This is a genomic window from Chitinophaga sp. CF118 (genome assembly GCF_900112615.1).
Taxonomy (GTDB): domain Bacteria; phylum Bacteroidota; class Bacteroidia; order Chitinophagales; family Chitinophagaceae; genus Chitinophaga.
On record NZ_FOMK01000001.1, the window covers coordinates 867,444 to 886,755 of the forward strand.

General features: G+C 43.8%; 15 protein-coding genes. 1 reads left to right on the top strand and 14 read right to left on the bottom strand.

Annotation, left to right across the window (positions count from 1 at the left end; all coding sequences use genetic code 11):
* Positions 1-40: 40 nt before the first annotated feature.
* From BM176_RS03365 to BM176_RS03390, 6 genes are all read right to left on the bottom strand, one after another.
* Complete coding sequence (locus BM176_RS03365) at positions 41-1,330, bottom strand: adenylosuccinate synthase (RefSeq protein ID WP_090099530.1); 1,290 nt, start codon at positions 1,328-1,330, stop codon at positions 41-43.
* Positions 1,331-1,494: 164 nt separating this feature from the next.
* Entirely contained in the window at positions 1,495-3,747 is a 2,253-nt protein-coding gene (locus tag BM176_RS03370) for a RelA/SpoT family protein (protein ID WP_090099532.1), read from the bottom strand.
* 51 nt (positions 3,748-3,798) lie between these two features.
* On the bottom strand, positions 3,799-4,464 hold the full coding sequence (locus BM176_RS03375) for a 2'-5' RNA ligase family protein (protein ID WP_090099534.1): 666 nt from the start codon (positions 4,462-4,464) through the stop codon (positions 3,799-3,801).
* Positions 4,465-4,514: 50 nt separating this feature from the next.
* A complete protein-coding gene (locus BM176_RS03380; protein ID WP_090101591.1) occupies positions 4,515-5,249 on the bottom strand; it encodes a response regulator transcription factor in 735 nt (244 codons plus the stop codon).
* A gap of 285 nt (positions 5,250-5,534) precedes the next feature.
* Positions 5,535-6,986 (bottom strand): alpha-L-fucosidase, encoded by a 1,452-nt coding sequence (locus BM176_RS03385; protein WP_090099536.1) that lies wholly within the window; start codon positions 6,984-6,986, stop codon positions 5,535-5,537.
* 2 nt (positions 6,987-6,988) lie between these two features.
* Entirely contained in the window at positions 6,989-9,550 is a 2,562-nt protein-coding gene (locus BM176_RS03390) for a beta-mannosidase (protein ID WP_255373424.1), read from the bottom strand.
* 30 nt (positions 9,551-9,580) lie between these two features.
* Between BM176_RS03390 and BM176_RS32355 the strand changes: the two genes are divergently transcribed.
* The gene (locus BM176_RS32355) at positions 9,581-9,754 is read left to right on the top strand and encodes a DUF6728 family protein (RefSeq protein WP_177230281.1); all 174 of its coding nucleotides are present in this window, start codon (positions 9,581-9,583) and stop codon (positions 9,752-9,754) included.
* Here the strand turns inward: BM176_RS32355 and lpxB are convergent.
* The 8 genes from lpxB to metG all read right to left on the bottom strand — a co-directional run bounded on the left by lpxB (position 9,738) and on the right by metG (position 19,233).
* Positions 9,738-10,847: a lipid-A-disaccharide synthase gene (gene lpxB, locus BM176_RS03395; protein ID WP_090099540.1), complete on the bottom strand. Its 1,110-nt coding sequence runs from the start codon at positions 10,845-10,847 to the stop codon at positions 9,738-9,740. The two genes, BM176_RS32355 and lpxB, sit on opposite strands and share 17 nt — an antisense overlap.
* A gap of 67 nt (positions 10,848-10,914) precedes the next feature.
* Positions 10,915-11,250 (bottom strand): hypothetical protein, encoded by a 336-nt coding sequence (locus tag BM176_RS03400; protein WP_090099542.1) that lies wholly within the window; start codon positions 11,248-11,250, stop codon positions 10,915-10,917.
* Complete coding sequence (surE, locus tag BM176_RS03405; protein WP_090099544.1) at positions 11,238-12,017, bottom strand: 5'/3'-nucleotidase SurE; 780 nt, start codon at positions 12,015-12,017, stop codon at positions 11,238-11,240. Before surE ends, BM176_RS03400 begins: the two co-directional genes overlap by 13 nt.
* Positions 12,018-12,070: 53 nt before the next feature.
* Positions 12,071-12,856 (bottom strand): ABC transporter permease, encoded by a 786-nt coding sequence (locus BM176_RS03410; RefSeq protein ID WP_090099546.1) that lies wholly within the window; start codon positions 12,854-12,856, stop codon positions 12,071-12,073.
* A 9-nt stretch (positions 12,857-12,865) separates the two neighbouring features.
* Positions 12,866-13,756 (bottom strand): ABC transporter ATP-binding protein, encoded by an 891-nt coding sequence (locus tag BM176_RS03415; protein WP_090099548.1) that lies wholly within the window; start codon positions 13,754-13,756, stop codon positions 12,866-12,868.
* Positions 13,757-13,772: 16 nt separating this feature from the next.
* Positions 13,773-16,172, bottom strand: a complete 2,400-nt coding sequence (locus tag BM176_RS03420; RefSeq protein WP_090099550.1) for a 3-hydroxyacyl-CoA dehydrogenase/enoyl-CoA hydratase family protein — start codon at positions 16,170-16,172, stop codon at positions 13,773-13,775.
* A gap of 119 nt (positions 16,173-16,291) precedes the next feature.
* Positions 16,292-16,504: a helix-turn-helix transcriptional regulator gene (locus BM176_RS03425; RefSeq protein WP_090099552.1), complete on the bottom strand. Its 213-nt coding sequence runs from the start codon at positions 16,502-16,504 to the stop codon at positions 16,292-16,294.
* A gap of 638 nt (positions 16,505-17,142) precedes the next feature.
* On the bottom strand, positions 17,143-19,233 hold the full coding sequence (gene metG, locus BM176_RS03430) for a methionine--tRNA ligase (RefSeq protein ID WP_090099554.1): 2,091 nt from the start codon (positions 19,231-19,233) through the stop codon (positions 17,143-17,145).
* Positions 19,234-19,312: the final 79 nt, after the last annotated feature.

Below are 19,312 nucleotides of genomic sequence, written 5' to 3' on the forward strand. Positions count from 1 at the left end.
AAATTTTTTTTACTGATTTTTTTTTGTACTTTTTTGCAATTTACTGTTGCAGTATCTGATCGCGGCCCGGTCCGTTGGATACATATTTTACCGGCACTTCCAGATATTCCTCTACAGCCTTTACAAAAGCCTTCATTTCTGCAGGTAACTCACTGAATAACTTGCTCTTTGCTGCAGTTTCATCACTCCATCCCTTATACTTTTCCCAGATTGGTTTCACTGCAGCGTCATTTAACTGAAAAGGCATCGCTTTTGTTTGCTTTCCATCAATTTCATACGCAGTACATGCATATACCTCATCGAAGGCATCCAACACATCACTTTTGGTCATCACCAGCTGCGTTACGCCGCTCAGCATACAGGTATATTGGAGTGCAACGAGATCAATCCATCCACAACGACGTGGGCGGCCTGTAGTGGCTCCAAATTCGTTTCCTTCGGCACGCAGCTTTTCGCCGGTAGCGTCATGAAGTTCTGTAGGGAAAGGTCCACTTCCCACACGGGTACAATAAGCCTTTGTTACACCGATTACATCCTTTATCCACTGCGGGGCAATACCTAAACCGGTACATACACCTGCAGAAATGGTATTGGAAGATGTAACAAACGGATAAGTACCGAAGTCTACATCCAGCATACTCCCCTGTGCGCCTTCTGCCAATACTTTTTTACCGGCTTTCAGCTTCTCGTTCAGAAAGTATTCACCGTTTACGATGTTCATTTGCTTAAGGTAAGCTACTCCATCAAAGAATTCAGCTTCCCAGTCGGCTATATCCTTACTTATTTCGCTTCTTACTTCTGCTGAGAAGTCATATCCTGCCAGCAGATGCTCATGTTTATGCTTCAGATTTTCGTAACGCTCTTTGAAGTCCTTACGCAATAAATCTCCTACTCTCAATCCGTTACGACCGGTTTTATCCATGTAAGCAGGACCAATACCTTTCAGAGTAGAGCCTATTTTCTCGCTTCCCTTGGATAGTTCGGATGCTTTGTCCAACGCGCGGTGCGTTGGCACAATAATATGCGTTCTTTCAGCAATGTAGAGATTCTTTTTCAGATCGATGCCTAATGCAGTGATCTTGTCACATTCTTTTTTGAAAGTAACAGGGTCCAGCACTACACCATTGCCGATAAGATTGGTGGTGTTGCTGTGGAACACCCCGGATGGAATGGTATGTAATACTACCTTTTCACCATTCACATATAGGGTATGCCCTGCATTGGGTCCGCCCTGGAAACGAGCGATGACATCATATTTACCTGCAAAGTAATCCACAATCTTTCCTTTGCCTTCGTCGCCCCACTGCAGGCCCAGCAAAACATCTACCATAGTGTTGATATTGATTTTTAAAAAGAAGTGGCAAAATTACGGGTAAAAAGGAAGAAACCAAGATTTTTACGGATTATAGTTCAAGGCCGGCCAAAAAGAATCCCCCCTTCCATGTAAATGATGGAGATGAGGACCCAAATAAAAAGATATGGATGTTCTACATCTTATTCGTCTTCCAGACGGCTTACAGACTGAATGCCATCCAGTTTCTTCAGGCGTTCGAACAATTCATCAAGTTCTTCCTTATCATGCACAAAGATCTTAATAAGGCCTTCAAACAACCCTTCCTTTGATTCAATGGTCAAACCGGCAATATTCACCTTCAGCTCTCCCGAAATAATATTTGTGATCTTGTGAATTACACCTACATCGTCCATTCCCACTATCCGCAGGCCCGTAAGGAAGGATATTTCCCTGTTCTTTACCCATTTGGTCTTTACCACCCTATGCCCATAGTTGGCCAGCAACTGTGCAGCATTGGGGCAATTGGTACGGTGGATCTTCAATCCTTCACTGGCTGTAATAAACCCGAATACATCATCTCCGGGAATAGGACGGCAACAATTGGCCAGTTTGTAAGCAATCTTGTCCGAACTCTCTCCAAAGATGATCAGCTCTGCATCCTTTTTAGCAGGCAGCTGATGTTTGATATGATCTTCAGAAATGTGTTCAGGTGGCTTTACCACTATGGGACGGGGAGGTTCCAGCTTATCGCCCAATACATTGAACTGTTTCAGTTCTTTCAGATCAATGTTCTTGATGGCTATCTGGTAATACAGGTCCAGCGGGGAAGGCTGTTTATAAAATTGTACCAGTTCATTAATGTTATGCTGACTGGCAGATATTTTGAGATGATCCAGCTTACGCTCCAGCACATCCTTGCCATCCATAGCTATTGTACGCTTTTCTTCTTTCAGCGCATCTTTGATTTTGGATTTGGCTTTGGCAGTCAACACAGAGTTCAGCCAGTCTTCGGAAGGTTTCTGTTTATTGGAGGTAATAATCTCTACCTGGTCGCCGCTGCGTAGCTTATGACTAAGCGGAACCAGTTTATAGTTCACTTTGGCTCCTATACATTTATTCCCTACTGCGCTATGAATAGCATAGGCAAAGTCCAGCGCAGTAGAACCTACCGGCAGGATTTTAAGGTCTCCCTTGGGAGTATAGACATAGATCTCTTCCGTGAACAGATTGCTCTTGAAATCGGCCAGGAAGTCCAGGGTATTGGAATCCGGGTTGTTCAGGATTTCCCTGATCTGGGTGAACCACTGGTCAAATTTGGATTCTGTATTGGTATTTTGATTGCTACCTTCTTTATAGCGCCAGTGAGCAGCCAGCCCTTTCTCCGCATAATCGTTCATACGCTTGGTGCGGATCTGCACTTCCACCCATTTACCCTGCGGCCCCATCACTGTTACGTGTAATGCCTCATACCCGTTGGATTTTGGGTTACTGAGCCAGTCGCGGGTCCTTTCAGGACTGGGATGATAAAAGTCTGTGATGATGGAGTAAACCTTCCAGCAGTCAGATTTTTCTTTCTCTACCGGTGTATCCAGGATGATACGGATGGCGAAAAGATCGTATACCTCTTCAAAGGTGACTCCTTTCTTCTTTATTTTATTCCAGATAGAGTGTATGGATTTGGGACGACCAAATACCTCAGAGGTCAGTCCTTCTTCCTGCAATACTTCTTTTATTGGTTTGATAAACTCATTTATGTAGCGGGTACGCTCACGTTTTGTTTCTTTCAGGCGTTTTGCAATATCCCGGTAAGTTTGCTGCTCGGTATATTTCATAGCCAGGTCTTCCAGCTCAGACTTGATATTATACAAGCCCAGGCGGTGAGCCAGCGGGGCGTAAATAAAAACGGTTTCGGAAGCTATTTTCAGTTGTTTTTCCCGGTTCATGCTATCCAGGGTGCGCATGTTATGCAACCTGTCTGCCAGCTTGATAAGGATTACACGCGGGTCATCTGCCAGTGTAAGCAGGATCTTTTTGAAATTCTCTGCCTGTGCAGTACTGGTACTGGAGTCTATTACGGTAGAAATTTTGGTCAGCCCGTCAACTATATGGGCTATTTCAGCACCAAAGGCCCTTTCCACATCTTCGAGGGTAACTTCAGTATCCTCTACTGTATCGTGCAGGAGTGCACAAATAGCAGAACGTACCCCCAGACCTATTTCATCTACGCAGATCTGCGATACGGCAAGAGGATGTAAGATGTAAGGTTCACCTGATTTACGCCGCATTTCCTTATGCGCATCAGCTGCCATTTCAAAGGCAGTACGCACCAGTTCGCGGTCTCCTTTCTTTAAGCGGGGTTTAAGCGCCCGTAGTAAGGCACGGTAATGTCGAACGATCTCTTTTTTCTCCTGTTCCTCATCCAGGCTATATTTTTGAACGGCCACTGTTTCCATTGCCTTAAAGTTACGATTTTATTGCATAGGAAATATCGCCGGTATCCTCTCTTATCCCTGTTTGGGAGAACCCAGCCGGCACTTCTGCAATACCTCCCAGGAGATACCTGAATGCCTGAAAATGTAGATATTTTTCACTTTAAAAGTAGCCTCAAACGGTTTATCCTGATATTCCTTCCAGGCCGCTTCCAGTTCCCGGCCTTTCATATCATTAAGGGCCACGGAAATATGGGGATTATACCCATAACGGGCCAGCATGCTGCTGAACCCGAATTTTTTGCGCAACAATACTATCAGCCTTTTGTGCAGCGCCGTAATAGTGGCATCTTTTTCCACATTGATAAACAGCACCCGCCGGTTTTTTAAATGAACAGCGCCAAATCCATCCAGGTGAATATCAAAGGGGGATTCTGCTGCTGCAAAATGTGCCAGCTCTGTACACAGGGCTTCTTCCATTGATGGATTGGCCGTAAAAGGTACCTGCAGCGTAATATGCGGCAGGGTACGTAATGCCTGGCGGGCATCATAATGATCTGCAAATTCCTGTTTAAGCCGGATAATCTCTTTCCCTACAGCTGCATTTGGCAGCAAAGCGATAAAATAAATTCTATGCACTTCTTCGGGAGGCTTATTCTGTGGTTTAAAACGTGGTTTGGTATTTACATTTCGGGCTGGGAATTGTGCTCTTCCAGGTTGGTTCCTACTTAAAAAGTTCATCTTGAACAGTTTGGGTTTAACATTAAATTGGGGTAGCTCAATAGCACATTTTATTGCTGGTTCTCTCCTTTGTTGCTCTCTGTTTCTTCCGGAATATTTAATCTGATACCAATGTTGTGTAACGTTTCAAGTTCGATTCCCGATTCCAGCTTAAAATGCTTTCGCAACCGGGTAATGAATACATCCATGCTTCTGCTGGAAAAGAAGCTGCTGTTACCCCATACTTTGAGGAGTATTTCATCCCGCTTGACCAGCTTATTACTGTTCTCTACCAAGTATTTCAGCACTTTTGCTTCTTTTTTGGTGAGAGATGCAAATACTTCATCACTGCTCTCCCTGCTCAGCTCTTTTTCTTCGTAATTGAACCTTACATGGCCTATTTTATAAATGCCATCGCTGGGGAGGTCTTTAGGCAGTGTTCTTCTTATAAACACCCTGATACGCATCACCAGTTCTCTCATACTGAAGGGCTTAACCATATAGTCATCCCCTCCTATCCGGAATCCCTGCAAACGATCTTCGTCAAGGCCTTTGGAGGAAATGAAGATGATGGGAATCATGCCATTTCTTTTACGGATTTCCTGCGCCAGTGTAAATCCATCTTTTTTAGGCATCATTACATCCAGTATGCAAAGATCAAAATCATCCCGCTGGAATTTCTTCCATGCAACTTCTCCGTCAAAACAATGCGTTACAGTGTAACCGGCTGTTTCCAACTGTTTTTTAATGATGTTCCCATAATAATAGTCGTCTTCTGCCAGCAGAATCTGCACATTACTTTCCATGCAATAAAGTTTATCCGGTTCAATCATGTTAACAAAACATCCATTCACAATAATGCCTCTACAATATTGCCAAATAAAGCGATGTGGTTTAGTTAATAAGAAGTTATTGATTTTAGTTTCCCGCCTTATATAACATTATTAATCAATGTAAAATTGAACCGATCATGATGATAATTGTAGGTTGTCTTCTATGTTTTATATACAACAAAAAAAATGGCTGCCTGTTCAAAGGCAACCATTTTTTTTGTTGGCAGTTTGTTCACAACTGCCGATATCGGTTAATTTTTATTCTACTGCAGGAATCTGAATAGCTACAGCATTTTTCCAGTCTTTCTGCAGTAATGCAGCCGGGATACTGATTTGTACGCCATCAGCTGTGCTCTTCCATGATAATTTATTGCTTGCACCCAGTATTGTGAGCTTTGCTCCTTTTACAGGTTTAAGACCACTGAATGAGATAGTAGCAGGTAATTTCTCACCCTTATCCAGCAAATAAATAGCATATACATTACCATTCTTTTTACGGGTAAAGCATACTTTACCATCTTTGTACGGTGCTACAGCTTTTGTTGCATAAATCGCTTCTCCATTGATCTTCATCCAGTCGCCAATAGCAGTCATGGTGGTATATGCTTCATCATGCAGCTGTCCATCAGGGCCAGGACCAACATTCAACAGGTAATTACCGCCTTTTGCAATAATATCTACCAGGTTATGGATAATTACATCAACAGGCTTGTAATGATCATCTGGAACATAAGACCATGAGTTAGCCATTGTCATGCAGGTTTCCCAGGGATAATCAAGTGGTTTGGCAGGAATTTTCTGTTCTGGTGTACGATAGTTCTCGTACGGACCATGTACTTCACGGTCTACCACGATCAAACCGGGCTGATGTTTACGCGCCATAGCTGCGATACCAGCCATATCAATATCTTCGTCCTGCTTGGTTATTATACCGTCTGTTTCTGCTGCAGTAACATCTGCAGCTGTTTTCTGTGTCTGTTTGCGCGGGCGAACCCAGCCACCATCCAGCCAGAGGATATCAATCTTACCATAACCGGTCATTAGTTCCTCAATCTGGTTATAGGTATACTGTTTGAACTGTTTCCAGCGATCAGGATATTTTGTTATGTCATAGTTCACGTGCCTGTCTTTAGGCGGGAAGTAAGACCACCAATAGTTTTCGCTGTGCCAGTCTGGTTTGGAGAAATAAGCGCCGGCATGTAATCCTTCCTTACGGAATGCTTCAAATACCTCTTTTGCAATGTTGGAACGCGGATCTTTACTAAAAGGACAATCAGGTGCTGTTACCCGGTAATCTGTCTGTTTGGTATCAAACATACAGAAGCCGTCATGGTGTTTGGTAGTGAATACCACATATTGCATTCCTGCACCTTTTGCTGCTTTCGCCCACTTATCAGGATTGAACTTTACGGGGTTGAACTTTGTTTTCAGCGCTTCATATTTTTTCACATAGTCATAATAAGGAATCCCGTAAGGATCGCGCTGTGTCCAGCCTTCATCTTCCGGACAAATGCTCCATGATTCTACAATACCCAATTCTGAGTAAGTACCCCAGTGGATCAGCATCCCGAATTTCCAGTCACTCCATTCATCCAGCTTCTGCAATACGGCCTTATCCGTTTCAGGGATGTAAGGAGGAAGTTCCTTCTGTGCATTGGCCGTGGATATTGCCATCAATGCACCACTTAATAACATCAAAAGTTTTCGCATGATTAATTTTTAAATGTATCTATTAGACTTATAACCTTAAGTTGATCTTTCACCTGTTGTAAAGTCAAGGTGGTATTTAGTATTACAGTCGTTTCTTCTCCTGGCAGCAGATCAAAATAATTGTTGCTAAAGTGTGATTCCGGATCATTATCTACCAGCAAATATACATTCCTGGCCAGTTTGCCAGCCGCAATTTTTACCTGTATCGTTCCTTCCTTATCAGCAGTAATTTCTGTACGAATACCGGGATCAGGTAAGTTCATTGTGTTCGCATTTACAAAGTAAAAGACATTATCACTCAATAACTTATTTTCCTTTACCACTTTCGTGTAGAATATTACCTTTCCTGTGTCTGCTCCTTTTAATAAATCGCTTACGTTTATTTCATGTTGCACAATACTCTTGCCGAAACGGGCTGTTATCCCTGGTAATGTTTTATGCCAGAGCACCTTTCCTTCCACATCCATCAGTTGCATGTCCAGCGTTACCTGCTCGTCCCGCGGTTCATCAGAAATAATGTAAGTACGCAGATGCCCGTCCGTTATGATATTGGATACCAGCAATGGTTCAAAAGCCTTCTTTACATAATATTGCAGGGCTTTCCAGCGGCCATAATAATCACGCCCCGACCAGGAAGGACCAGGCCAGCAGTCATTCAGCTGCCAGTATAAAGTACCCATACAGAAAGGCATATTACGGCGGTGTGCTTCAATGGCAACTTTTATACCTTCTGCCTGCAATACCTGATTTACATAAAGAAACGATTCAAAATCTTTCGGTTGCTTATAGTAGTGCAGCAGGTACGTATTGATAGCTGTATTCCCCCTGGCTGCATTTTTCTGATGAGATAACATGACTGGAGAATACAGATCCCTTTCATTCGGGGAAGTGAAACGGCGAACAGTATGTATGTCAGGAAACGACTGGAAACCATATTCACTCATAAAACGTGGTATATGAGTGTTAAAGGCATCAAACCATTCCATCCCATGCCATACGCCCCAGTAGTGATTATCTCCTGTTCTAAAATCTTCCGGTAGTCCCCAGTTACTGATAGGTGAGGAATGGAAATAGAAACGGCCCGGGTCCAATGTTTGTACCCCCCTTGGCAATAGCTCCTTAAAAAGTACGTCATATCCCTTCTGCAAGCTTTGCCATTGCTTCTCTGTGTATCCATACCCATCTTTCCAGCCCCAATGTTTTAATGCCATAGCAACTTCATTATTTCCACACCATAAAGCCAGTGACGGGTGATTACGTAACCTGGTGATATTATACGCTACTTCTGTTTTTACATTTTCCAGGAAAGCAGAATCTGAAGGATATACCGTGCAGGCAAACATAAAATCCTGCCATACCAGGATACCATTTTCATCTGCCAGATCATAAAACTGATCATCTTCATATATGCCGCCACCCCATACACGTACCATGTTGAAGTTGGATTCCTTCATATCGGCAAACAGTTTCCTGTATTTTCCGGATGTAACACGGGGCAGAAAATTATCCTGCGGAATATAATCTGCTCCTTTCATGAATACCGGACGACCATTGACTTTCACATAAAAGCTTACACCCATACTATCCGGTGCGTTCACTACTTCCACCGTCCTTAATCCTATATGTAAAGCACGGGTAGAAAGTACCTGATTTCCATCAAGCACAGTTACCTGCACATTGTATAAATGCGAAACACCTAATCCATTGGGCCACCAGCGCTGTGGTTTTGAAATAGTGAAAGGCAGGTTCACCACCTGTGGTCCGGTTGTGATACTGGTGGTTGTTGTAACAGTTGCGAATGCTTTCTCCTTACTTTCGATCCGTATGGTATAACGGCCTGCCTGCACTGTTTGCAGGGTAACAGCAGCCAGGATAGTAGCCGCTTTATCTGTCAGACTCTGTTGCTGCAGCCATGCATCCTGTATATCAGTTTTATTCCATGCCCGCAGAAATACCGGCCTCCATATGCCGGAAGTAACCAGTCGCGGGCCCCAATCCCAGCCATAGTGATAAGGTGCTTTGCGTGCATATATACTCAGCGGAATATCACTGGCGTCATTCCCTGCGGGATAAATAATACTATCGCGGAGAAACGCGGGCATATCCTGTTTTATGGGACTATGAAATAAGATACGTAACCTGTTGTTACCAGCTGTGAGCCATTGTTTCACATTCACTTTCTGTGTTATGAACATATTATGGCTTTGCAGTACCAGGTGTTCATTCACGTATACATCTGCATAGGTATCCAGTCCGCGCAGGTCCAGTTCTACTACCTGCTGCTCTAAGAAGGCGGCTGTTACATTAAAATCTGTACGGTATATCCAGTCTTTTTTATCTACCCATTGCACAGCTTTTTCATTGCTGCCAACAAATGGATCCGGGATCAGTTGATGTGCTATCAGATCTGTATGGATTGTTCCGGGTACGGTAGCCGTACGCCAGGTAGTATCATCGGTGCGTGAAAACTGCCAGCCTTTATCCAGTGGTATTTCCTGTGCCTGCATAACTTTTGCGAACACACAAAAGCATAGCAGAAGTGTATAACTTATCTTATTGTTCATAAACCAGGTTATGGTGACTATCTTTGTAATATGAAAAGTATATGGCAGCAGATTCTGCGTTACCTGTATATAGGAAAGAAAGATGCAAATGCACCTAAGAACCGTTATTTATCCATGATGAACGGCATGAACAGGATTTCTATAATCGTGTTCATTATTGCCATCATCATAATGTGTATCCGGTTATTTACGAAACGGCATTAACTGCCTCTTTATAGATAACTTCTGCTGCACGGCGACTTGCATTCTTTTCCCCCAGTTTTGTCCATAGTGCAGCATAATCTGTTTTTAACCGGTTGCGTGCTGCATCGTCCTTCAGCAGCAAGGTTAATTCTTTCAGCAAATTCTGTTCAGTTAGTTCGTCCTGGATCAATTCCTTTACCACCAGTTTATCCATGATCAGATTTACCAGGGAGATGTATTTTACTTTGATCAGTCTTTTTGCAAAAAAATAAGAGATCGTACTTCCTTTGTAGCATACCACTTCAGGTACACCGAATAAGGCCGTTTCAAGGGTAGCTGTACCTGAGGTAACCAGCGCGGCCTTTGCCTGGCGTAATAAAGGATATGTTTTCCCTTTTACGGTAGATACGTTTGTGTGTGCCCCTATAAGTCCCTGTATAAATTCATCATCAAGACTGGGAGCCTGTGCTACCATAAACTGATATTCCGGGAAATGTTTTGCCATTGTGAGCATGATAGGCAGCTTTACACTTATTTCCTGCCGGCGGCTACCTGGTAACAATGCTATTACCGGTTTATCTGACAGCGGCTCTGCCGGTTGCTCTTTTGCTTCTTTTATTACTTCTATGAGTGGATGTCCCACATATTCCACTTCGTAATTCCATTTGTTATAAAAGTCCTGTTCAAAGGGCAGGATACACAACATCTTATCTACACATTTTTTGATCTTCTTCACCCTGTTTTCTTTCCAGGCCCAAACCTGTGGAGAAATGTAGAAAACAGTTTTATAGCCCAGCGGTTTTGCCCATTCTGCGATGCGCAGGTTAAAGCCAGCATAATCTATAAATACGAGTACATCAGGCTGGTAAGCCTGGATATCATTTTTGCAGAACTCCATATTGCGCAATACTGTCCGCAGGTTCATCACTACTTCAATAAAGCCCATAAAGGCCAGTGTTTTGTAGTGTTTTACCAGGGTTCCACCAGCCTGCTGCATAAGGTCGCCTCCCCAGCAACGGATGTCTGCTTCAGGATCCTGTTGCTTTAACTGTTTGATCAGATTACTGCCGTGGAGGTCGCCGGAAGCTTCCCCCGCTATGATATAATACTTCATTTTTCTACATTAGAACCGCAGCAAATATAGTTATAAACCATTTGGAGGAAGAAATGTTCGACGTTACTTATCCGTGCAATAATTTAAGCAGGATGATAGTGATGGCATATAACATAGTAACAAGGAAGATCCCTCTGGCAGTAAGGTCCTTTCTTTGCCTTGTATAGAGATAAAATACACCTCCATTCAACAGCAGGCAGATGCTGATGACTTTGGGGAGCATTTGCCTGTTATTAAGCAGGATCTGGAAAAATTCATCTAATCCCCGGTGATATGGCATATATACCGCCAGCAGATAATAAATAAAAAACGTGATTACAGGTGTCAGCAATCCTAACACGATCCCTAATACAAGATTATCCTTCTTTAACATATTGTAGTTTTGAGCGCTCAGAACTTCCATTCTGCCTCTATTTGTTTTTTCAGCTTATAATCTGTAAGATCAAATTGCACCGGTACCAGTGATGCATAATTATTGGCCAGTGCCCACACATCTGTATCCTCTCCTGAATCCCTGTTTACAAACTCTCCCGTGAGCCAATAGTATTTCTTACCACGCGGATCACGACGTTCATCAAAAGCCTCTACCCATTTAGCATCTGCCTGCCGGGAGATTCTAATGCCTTTGAATTCATCCTCTTTTACAACCGGAATATTTACATTAAATAACGTTCCATCCGGTAGTTTAGTTTCCAGCATCTTCTTTGCAATAGTATGCGCCACCTTTTTCGATAAGATAAAATCCTGATCAAAGCTGAAATCCAATGAAGAAAACCCAACAGAAGGCACTCCTTCTATGGCTGCTTCCATTGCGGCAGACATAGTACCGGAATAAATTACATTGATAGAATGATTAGCACCATGATTAATACCACTTACGCAGAGATCAGGCAAACGGTGCAGGATCTTATCACGTGCCAGTTTCACACAATCTACCGGTGTTCCCGAACATTGCCAGGCTTCTATTCCCTCAAAGATATCCACAGGGTCTAACCGTAAAGGTACTCCTATGGTAATGGCATGTCCTTTTCCTGACTGCGGACTATCAGGGGCTACCACCACTACTCTGCCCAGCGGACTCACGGCTTCTATCAGGGCACGGATGCCCGGAGCTGTTACTCCATCATCGTTGGTAACCAGTATGATTTTTTCCTGCGCTGTTCCCTTCACGTTGCACAAATTTAATATGTATTGAATATATTATGTTGCTTCAGAATGTTAAATTATATGTCGGCACGTAACAATCTTCTGAAGATCAACCACAATGCGAGCACAATATAGGCGAATAATGCCAGCAGGTATATACTGGTATCATATTGTTCGAGACCCGGCATCATCTTTCCGATACTTCCTAAAGGGAAAGGTATCAACTCATCTCCTGCCTGTAGCGGTAATAGTCCGCCTATACTTCCCCAATAACGCTTAATGGTAAGCACCAGTAATTGTTCGATGGCCATGATATATCCCAGATATAACACAATGGCTAGTCCGGCGCGTTTTACAAAGATAGCCAGCAGCAAAGCCATACAGAGCGATAATAATACCTGGAGGAAATAATAGCCCATATAAGAAATACCTTCAGCACTGAAAGCTTTTTCTCCGTAAAAGAATCCGAAGTAAAGGGCTGTGAGCATAGAAACGACTAATGCCAGCACGGCTAAAGCCAGTACCCAGAACAGCTTGGCAAACACGAAATCCCGGCGATCCCAGCCATCAATAACATTCTGGCGGTGTGTTTTAAAGGTAAACTCGTTTGTAACAAGTGTTAGTAGTAGTAATGAGAAAATGCCAGAAGTGTATGAGCTCACATTGGCGACAGACTGCCATACCAGTGGGAAGTCGTACGCAGTACCACCCAGCAGGGTACGGGCCTCTTTGGGAATACGGCTGGTGATATCCTGTACGATGAGGTTGGAAGCAGGGATGATCGCGACAGCCATTCCCAGTAAGATCCAGAAAGTACGGTACACCTTAACTTTCAGCCATTCTATTTTTATGATTTGTAGCATAGGGAGTTATTAGTTATTGGTTAACTCCAGGAAGGCCGTTTCCAGACTTTTCCTGCGTACCTGCAAATGATTCAGCCAAATGCCCTGTTGGGCGCACCAGTTATTAAGATCTGCAGGATCTACCGGTGTACGGAAAATGACCTGTAGTAATCCTTCGGGAGTGGCTGACAGTTGCACGAATGCGGGATGTTTCCCTATCAGTGTTTTCAGAGCCGTATTGTCGTTGCAGCCCAGCTCTATAAAGTCGTCGCGGGTGATGACTGCATTTACCGGTCCGGACAACAACAGTTTCCCTTTACGCAGGATAGCCACATGGGTGCAGACTTTTTCCACCTCATCCAGCAGATGGCTGGCCATGATAATGGTTTTACCGCTTTGAGCCAGCTGTTTTACCAGTGTTCTGACTTCAGAAATCCCCACTGGGTCAAGTCCATTCGATGGTTCATCCAGGATCAGTACATCGGGATCTCCCAGCAGTGCAGCCGCAATAGCCAGCCGCTGCTTCATACCAAGTGAATAGGTTTTAAAAGCAGAATGCTGACGGGCAGTCAAACCAGCCAGCTCCAGCACACGTGCAATATCTTTTTCGCTTTTCTGTTTGATGCCGGCTACTACCTGTAGGTTCCGGTAAGCAGAGAGGTAGTGGTAAAAGTTAGGCGTTTCCAGCAGAGTGCCAATATTCCGGCGTTGTTTTGCGGTGGGGGCCTCATCGAATAAAGTAAAAGAACCTTCATCGGCCCTCAGTACATCCGTTACAATACTCAGCAAGGTAGTTTTTCCACTACCGTTGGGCCCCAGTATACCAAATACACTACCGGCGGGAACTTCGAAAGACACTTGTGAGAGTGCCTGTACAGGACCATATTTTTTCGAGATGTTATGCAGGGAAAGGATAGGCATACCTGTTGGTGGTTTATTAATTTCTTATTGGCTTTCCGGTTTTGACTACACTTTGCAGTCTTTCCAGTGTTTTGCGTTCCCCTGTCAGACTAAGGAAGGCTTCCCTTTCCAGGTCCAGCAGATATTGTTCGCTTACCAGGGATGTTTCTGACAAATCTCCTCCACACATTACATAGGCCAGTTTACCTGCAATCTTTGCATCATGATCTGAGATGTAGTTTGAGAACCGCATGCTATGAATACCGGTGAGCAGCATCCCTAAAGCGCCACGGCCCAGAACTTTCACATCCGTCCTTTCTACAGGGCGGTTATAACCTTCATCTGCCATCAGTAAGATACTACGTTTGGCATCGGCAATCTGCCGGCTCAGGTTCATGGAAATCTCATCATGACCCGGACGCAGAATACCAAGACCAAAAGCTTCCTGTGCAGAAGTGCTCACTTTAGCCATCGCTACTGTCATGAAACGATCTTTCAGTGGTTCTTCCTCAATGCGGCCTTCTTTAAATTCATCGCTGGCGCGCAGTGCCATTTCTTTGGTACCACCACCACCGGGAATCAATCCAACGCCCAGTTCTACCAGCCCTATATATGATTCTGCGGCTGCCTGTACTTTATCGGCATGCAGGCACATTTCGCAACCGCCACCCAGCGTTAATGCATGAGGTGCTACAATAGTGGGGATAGAAGAGTAACGCAGACGCATAGTGGTTTTCTGGAACAGGCGCACAGCCATATCCAGTTCATCGTATTCCTGTTCTGCCGCAAACATGAAGATCATGCCTACATTAGCACCGGCAGAGAAGTTAGCACCTTCGTTGGCCAGGATCAATCCACGGAAATCTTTTTCTGCACGATCAATAGCTTTATTCACTCCTTCCAGCACTTCACCTCCAATGATGTTCATTTTAGTTTTCCAGTCGAGCGACACCACACCATCACCCAGGTCGTACAGCGTGCAGGCACTATTTTTCCATACTACATTACCAGACAGATTTTCCAGTATGATAAAAGTATCTGCACCCGGCAGTAATTTGTATGCCTGACTGCTGATATCATAATAGAATTTCTTACCGTTATCAATTTTGTAGAACTGTTTGATCCCTTTGCCCAGCATATCTTTCACCCAGGCAGCTACGGTATGCCCCTTTTCTTCCAGCATCTTTACACCTGCTTCCACACCTAAGAGATCCCAGGTTTCAAAAGGCCCTATTTCCCAGCCAAATCCGGCTTTCATGGCATCATCTACCTTGTATATATCATCTGCTATTTCAGGAATACGGTGAGAGATATATGAAAACAGGTAAGCATGGAACTGCTGATAGAACAGACCCGCTTTATCAGTCGCTGCCGACAGCATTTTTATGCGCTGTTTCAGGTCTTCTATTGGTTTGGCGGCTTCGATACTGCCAAATTTAGATTTCTGGCGGGGACCATATTCCATTGTTTGCAGGTTCAGCGTCAGGATTTCCTTACCGCCTTCACCTTTTGTTTTTTTGTAGAATCCCTGTCCTGTTTTATCACCCAGCCACTTGTTCTCTACTATCTTTTGCAGGAAAGGAGGAATCACGAAGATATCTTTTGCTTCATCTCCCGGACAGTTTTGAGCTACACCGTTGGCCACTTTCACCAGGGTATCAATCCCTACTACATCGGCGGTGCGGAAAGTAGCAGATTTTGGCCGTCCTATTACAGGGCCGGTCAGCGTATCCACTTCATCTATACTTAACCCCATCTCCTCCATAATATGGAAGATGGCCATGATAGAAAACACCCCTACCCTATTGGCTATGAAAGCCGGGGTATCTTTACAGAGCACTGTAGTTTTACCAAGGTGCAAATCGCCATAGTGCATGAGGAAATCAATGATTTCCTTATCTGTATGTGGAGTGGGAATAATTTCAAGCAAACGCAGGTAACGCGGTGGATTGAAGAAGTGTGTACCGCAGAAGTGTTTTTTAAAGTCTTCGCTGCGGCCTTCTGTCATCAAATGAATGGGAATACCAGAAGTGTTGGAGGTGATCAGTGTACCTGGCTTGCGGTATTTTTCCACCTGTTCAAACACGACCTTCTTTACATCAAGATTTTCCACCACTACTTCTATGATCCAGTCGTAATTGGTTATTTGCGGCATATCATCCGTAAAGTTCCCGGTACGGATATTTTTGATCACGTCTTTCGTGTATACGGGGGATGGGTTAGCCTTCAGCGTGGACTGTAAGGCATCGTTTACGATGCGGTTCTTAACGGCTTTGCTGTCGAGCGACAGGCCACGTTTTGTTTCCGCATCATTTAATTCTTTAGGGGCTATATCCAGCAACAACACCTGAACGCCTATCCCTGCAAAATGGGCCGCAATGCGGGAACCCATTACTCCTGAACCTAAAACGGCCACCTTATTGATGTGTCTTTTCATAGAAAGCGTTTTATCTACAAGCAATCAGCATTGTAGTGAGTCTTGATTAATCGATGAATGAATTTAGCATTTTTTGGGAGACTTAAATCAAATGGGGAGAGTTTTTAGGGCGTAGTGGGTTAGTGTTTATTGGGCTCTAATAAATCATAAACGGGAACTCCTAAAAACTCAGCAACTTCATACAAATCAGGTATTGTCGGTTGCCCTTTGTTGGTACTCCATTTTGAAATCGTATAAATTGATTTATTTAAATGTTTGGCTAAGTCGGCACTCGTCCTTCCTTTTAAGGCAAGAATAGATTTTATCCTGTTGTATTTTGTTAGGCTTTCCATATCCTTTCCTTAAAGTAATATACCTAATATTTGCATTGTGAGTGCAATTATTTTATTCAATAATTGTATTTAAAATATCTTCATTGCCCTCATAATTGCACCTACAGTGCAATTAATATATTTAAAATGACAAATATTTTTATACTAAAATCAATAATGATATTTGGTATTAAACTCCCATTCCTGATTTCTTATTGAAAACGTATAGTAGTTATAGACCGATTAGAACCTCGTACTATTAAGTTCAGAGTACGTTCGAAGAGAGTTGCCAGAGACTAGCACTTTGATAGGTGATTGGTAGGGGTTTGGTAGGTCTTTGATAGGTCACGACCAACCAAAGACCTACCAAACCCCTACCAAACCCCTACCAATCACCTACCAAACCTGGGAGACTCCAGCAACTTGCTCCGAACTCTCTCCGAGGTCTCTCAGTCATTATCATTAATACTTCCATAGTTTTCTGGAATAATCCAAAAGAGATAAAGTCATCCTTCGTTCATCCTCCGTTTAAAAACGAAGGATGAACGAAGGATGACTTTATCTCTTTTGGATCTATACTAAAAAAATGGTGGGACAGATTTGAATAAAAAAAAGTCCTCCGAAGTATATACTCCGGAGGACTTTAGAATATCTGTAAATTATCTTACTTCACTACCAGGTTCCACTGCTGCATTCGGATTCACAAATACCAGTTTCCCGGCAGCATTTTCTGCCATTAAGATCATACCCTGGCTTTCGATACCGCGCATTTTCCGGGGAGCTAAGTTAGCCACCAGTGTTACCTGTTTGCCTATTATTTCTTCCGGTGTAAAATGCAGTGCAATACCGGAAACAACGGTACGTTTTTCTGTACCGATATCTACCAGCAGCTTTAGTAATTTGTCTGCTTTCGCTACTTTTTCTGCCTCTAAGATAGTACCTACACGAAGGTCCAGTTTAGCGAAATCATCAAACTCTATAAGTGCCTTTGGTTCTGCCTCAACCTTCTCTTCTGCAGGTGCCGCAGCAGCGGTAGTTTCAGCAGCAGACTTTTTAAGTCCGGCGTGCAGCTTTTCTACCTGTGCTTTCACCTGATCATCTTCCACTTTCTTAAACAGCAGTTCAGGTGGGCGCAGTGAATATCCCACACTTACCAGTTTCAGGCTGCCTGCATTTTCCCAGTCCAGGATACGATCAACCACTTTCAGCATATGGCAGATCTTCTTAGCTGTAAACGGCAGGAAAGGATTGGCAAAAATAGCCAGGTTGCCCGTCAGTTGCAGACACAGATGCAGACAGTTGTCGATCACCTTTTGGTTTTCGGCTTGCATTTCCGGCGTTTTAGCTAACAGCCAGGGTGCTTTTTCCTGTAAATACTTATTCCCTTCACGTGCCACATTGATCACTTCTGCCAATGCTTCACGGAAACGGAAGTTTTCTAATGACTCCTCTATTTTCTTTTTCCCTTCCTGGATAGCCGCTATTAAAGCATCATCTTTTGCGTCCTTTATGTCCATATGGAAAACTGGCACTTTACCACCACACAGTTTGTGCATCAGCACCATTGTACGGTTAATGAAGTTGCCGAAAATAGCTACCAGTTCATTGTTATTGCGATCCTGGAAATCTTTCCAGGTGAAGTCGTTATCCTTAGTTTCCGGTGCGGTACTGCACAATACGTAGCGCAATACATCCTGCTGATCAGGGAAATCTTTCACATAATCATGCACCCATACAGCCCAGTTACGGGAAGTCGATACTTTCTCACCTTCGATGTTCAGGAACTCGTTGGCAGGAACATTCTCCGGTAATACGAAATTACCATGCGCCTTTAACATGGCCGGGAAGATAATACAGTGGAACACAATGTTATCCTTACCGATAAAGTGTACCAGCTTGGTATCCTCTTTACACCAGTAATCGGCCCAGTCCGGCGTCAGTTCTTTTGTAGCGGAGATGTACCCGATAGGTGCATCAAACCATACATACAATACTTTTCCTTCAGCATCGGGCAGGGGAACTTTGATCCCCCAGTTGCTGTCGCGTGTCATGGCCCTGCTTTGCAGGCCATTATCCAACCAACTTTTACATTGGCCGTATACATTGTTTTTCCATTCTTTGTGACCTTCCAGCAACCACTCCTTCAGAAAGGGTTCGTAGTTCTGTAACGGCATGTACCAGTGTTTGGTCAGCTTTTTCACCGGGGTAGCATCACTGAGAGCAGAACGCGGATTGATCAGCTCATCGGGGCTCAGGGAAGAACCACAGCGTTCGCACTGATCTCCGTATGCATTAGGATTGCCACATTTAGGGCAGGTACCAATGATATACCGGTCTGCCAGAAATACGTTCTTTACGTTATCATAATACTGTTCGGATTCGCGTTCCTCAAACAGGCCGTCGTCGTACATCTTTTTGAAGAATGCAGCGGCTGTTTCGTGATGCACCTGATTGGTTGTACGGGAGAAGATATCAAAAGAGATACCCATATCTGTAAAACTATCGGAGATGATCTTGTGGTATTTGTCCACTATATCCTGCGGAGTCACGTTCTCATTCATTGCCTTGATGGTAATAGGCACACCATGTTCATCGGTACCGCCGATGAACTTCACGTCAGCTTTTTTAGCACGCAGGTAGCGTACATATATATCGGCAGGGATGTAGCAGCCAGCCAGGTGACCGATGTGAACCGGTCCATTGGCATAAGGCAGCGCCGCGGTTATTAGATATCTGTTAAATTTTGCCATGTTCGCTTAAAGAATGCTTAAATAATCTAAAATCTGTTTTGTGCTTTTGGAAGAGCGAAAAGTATTTATCAACTTAGCC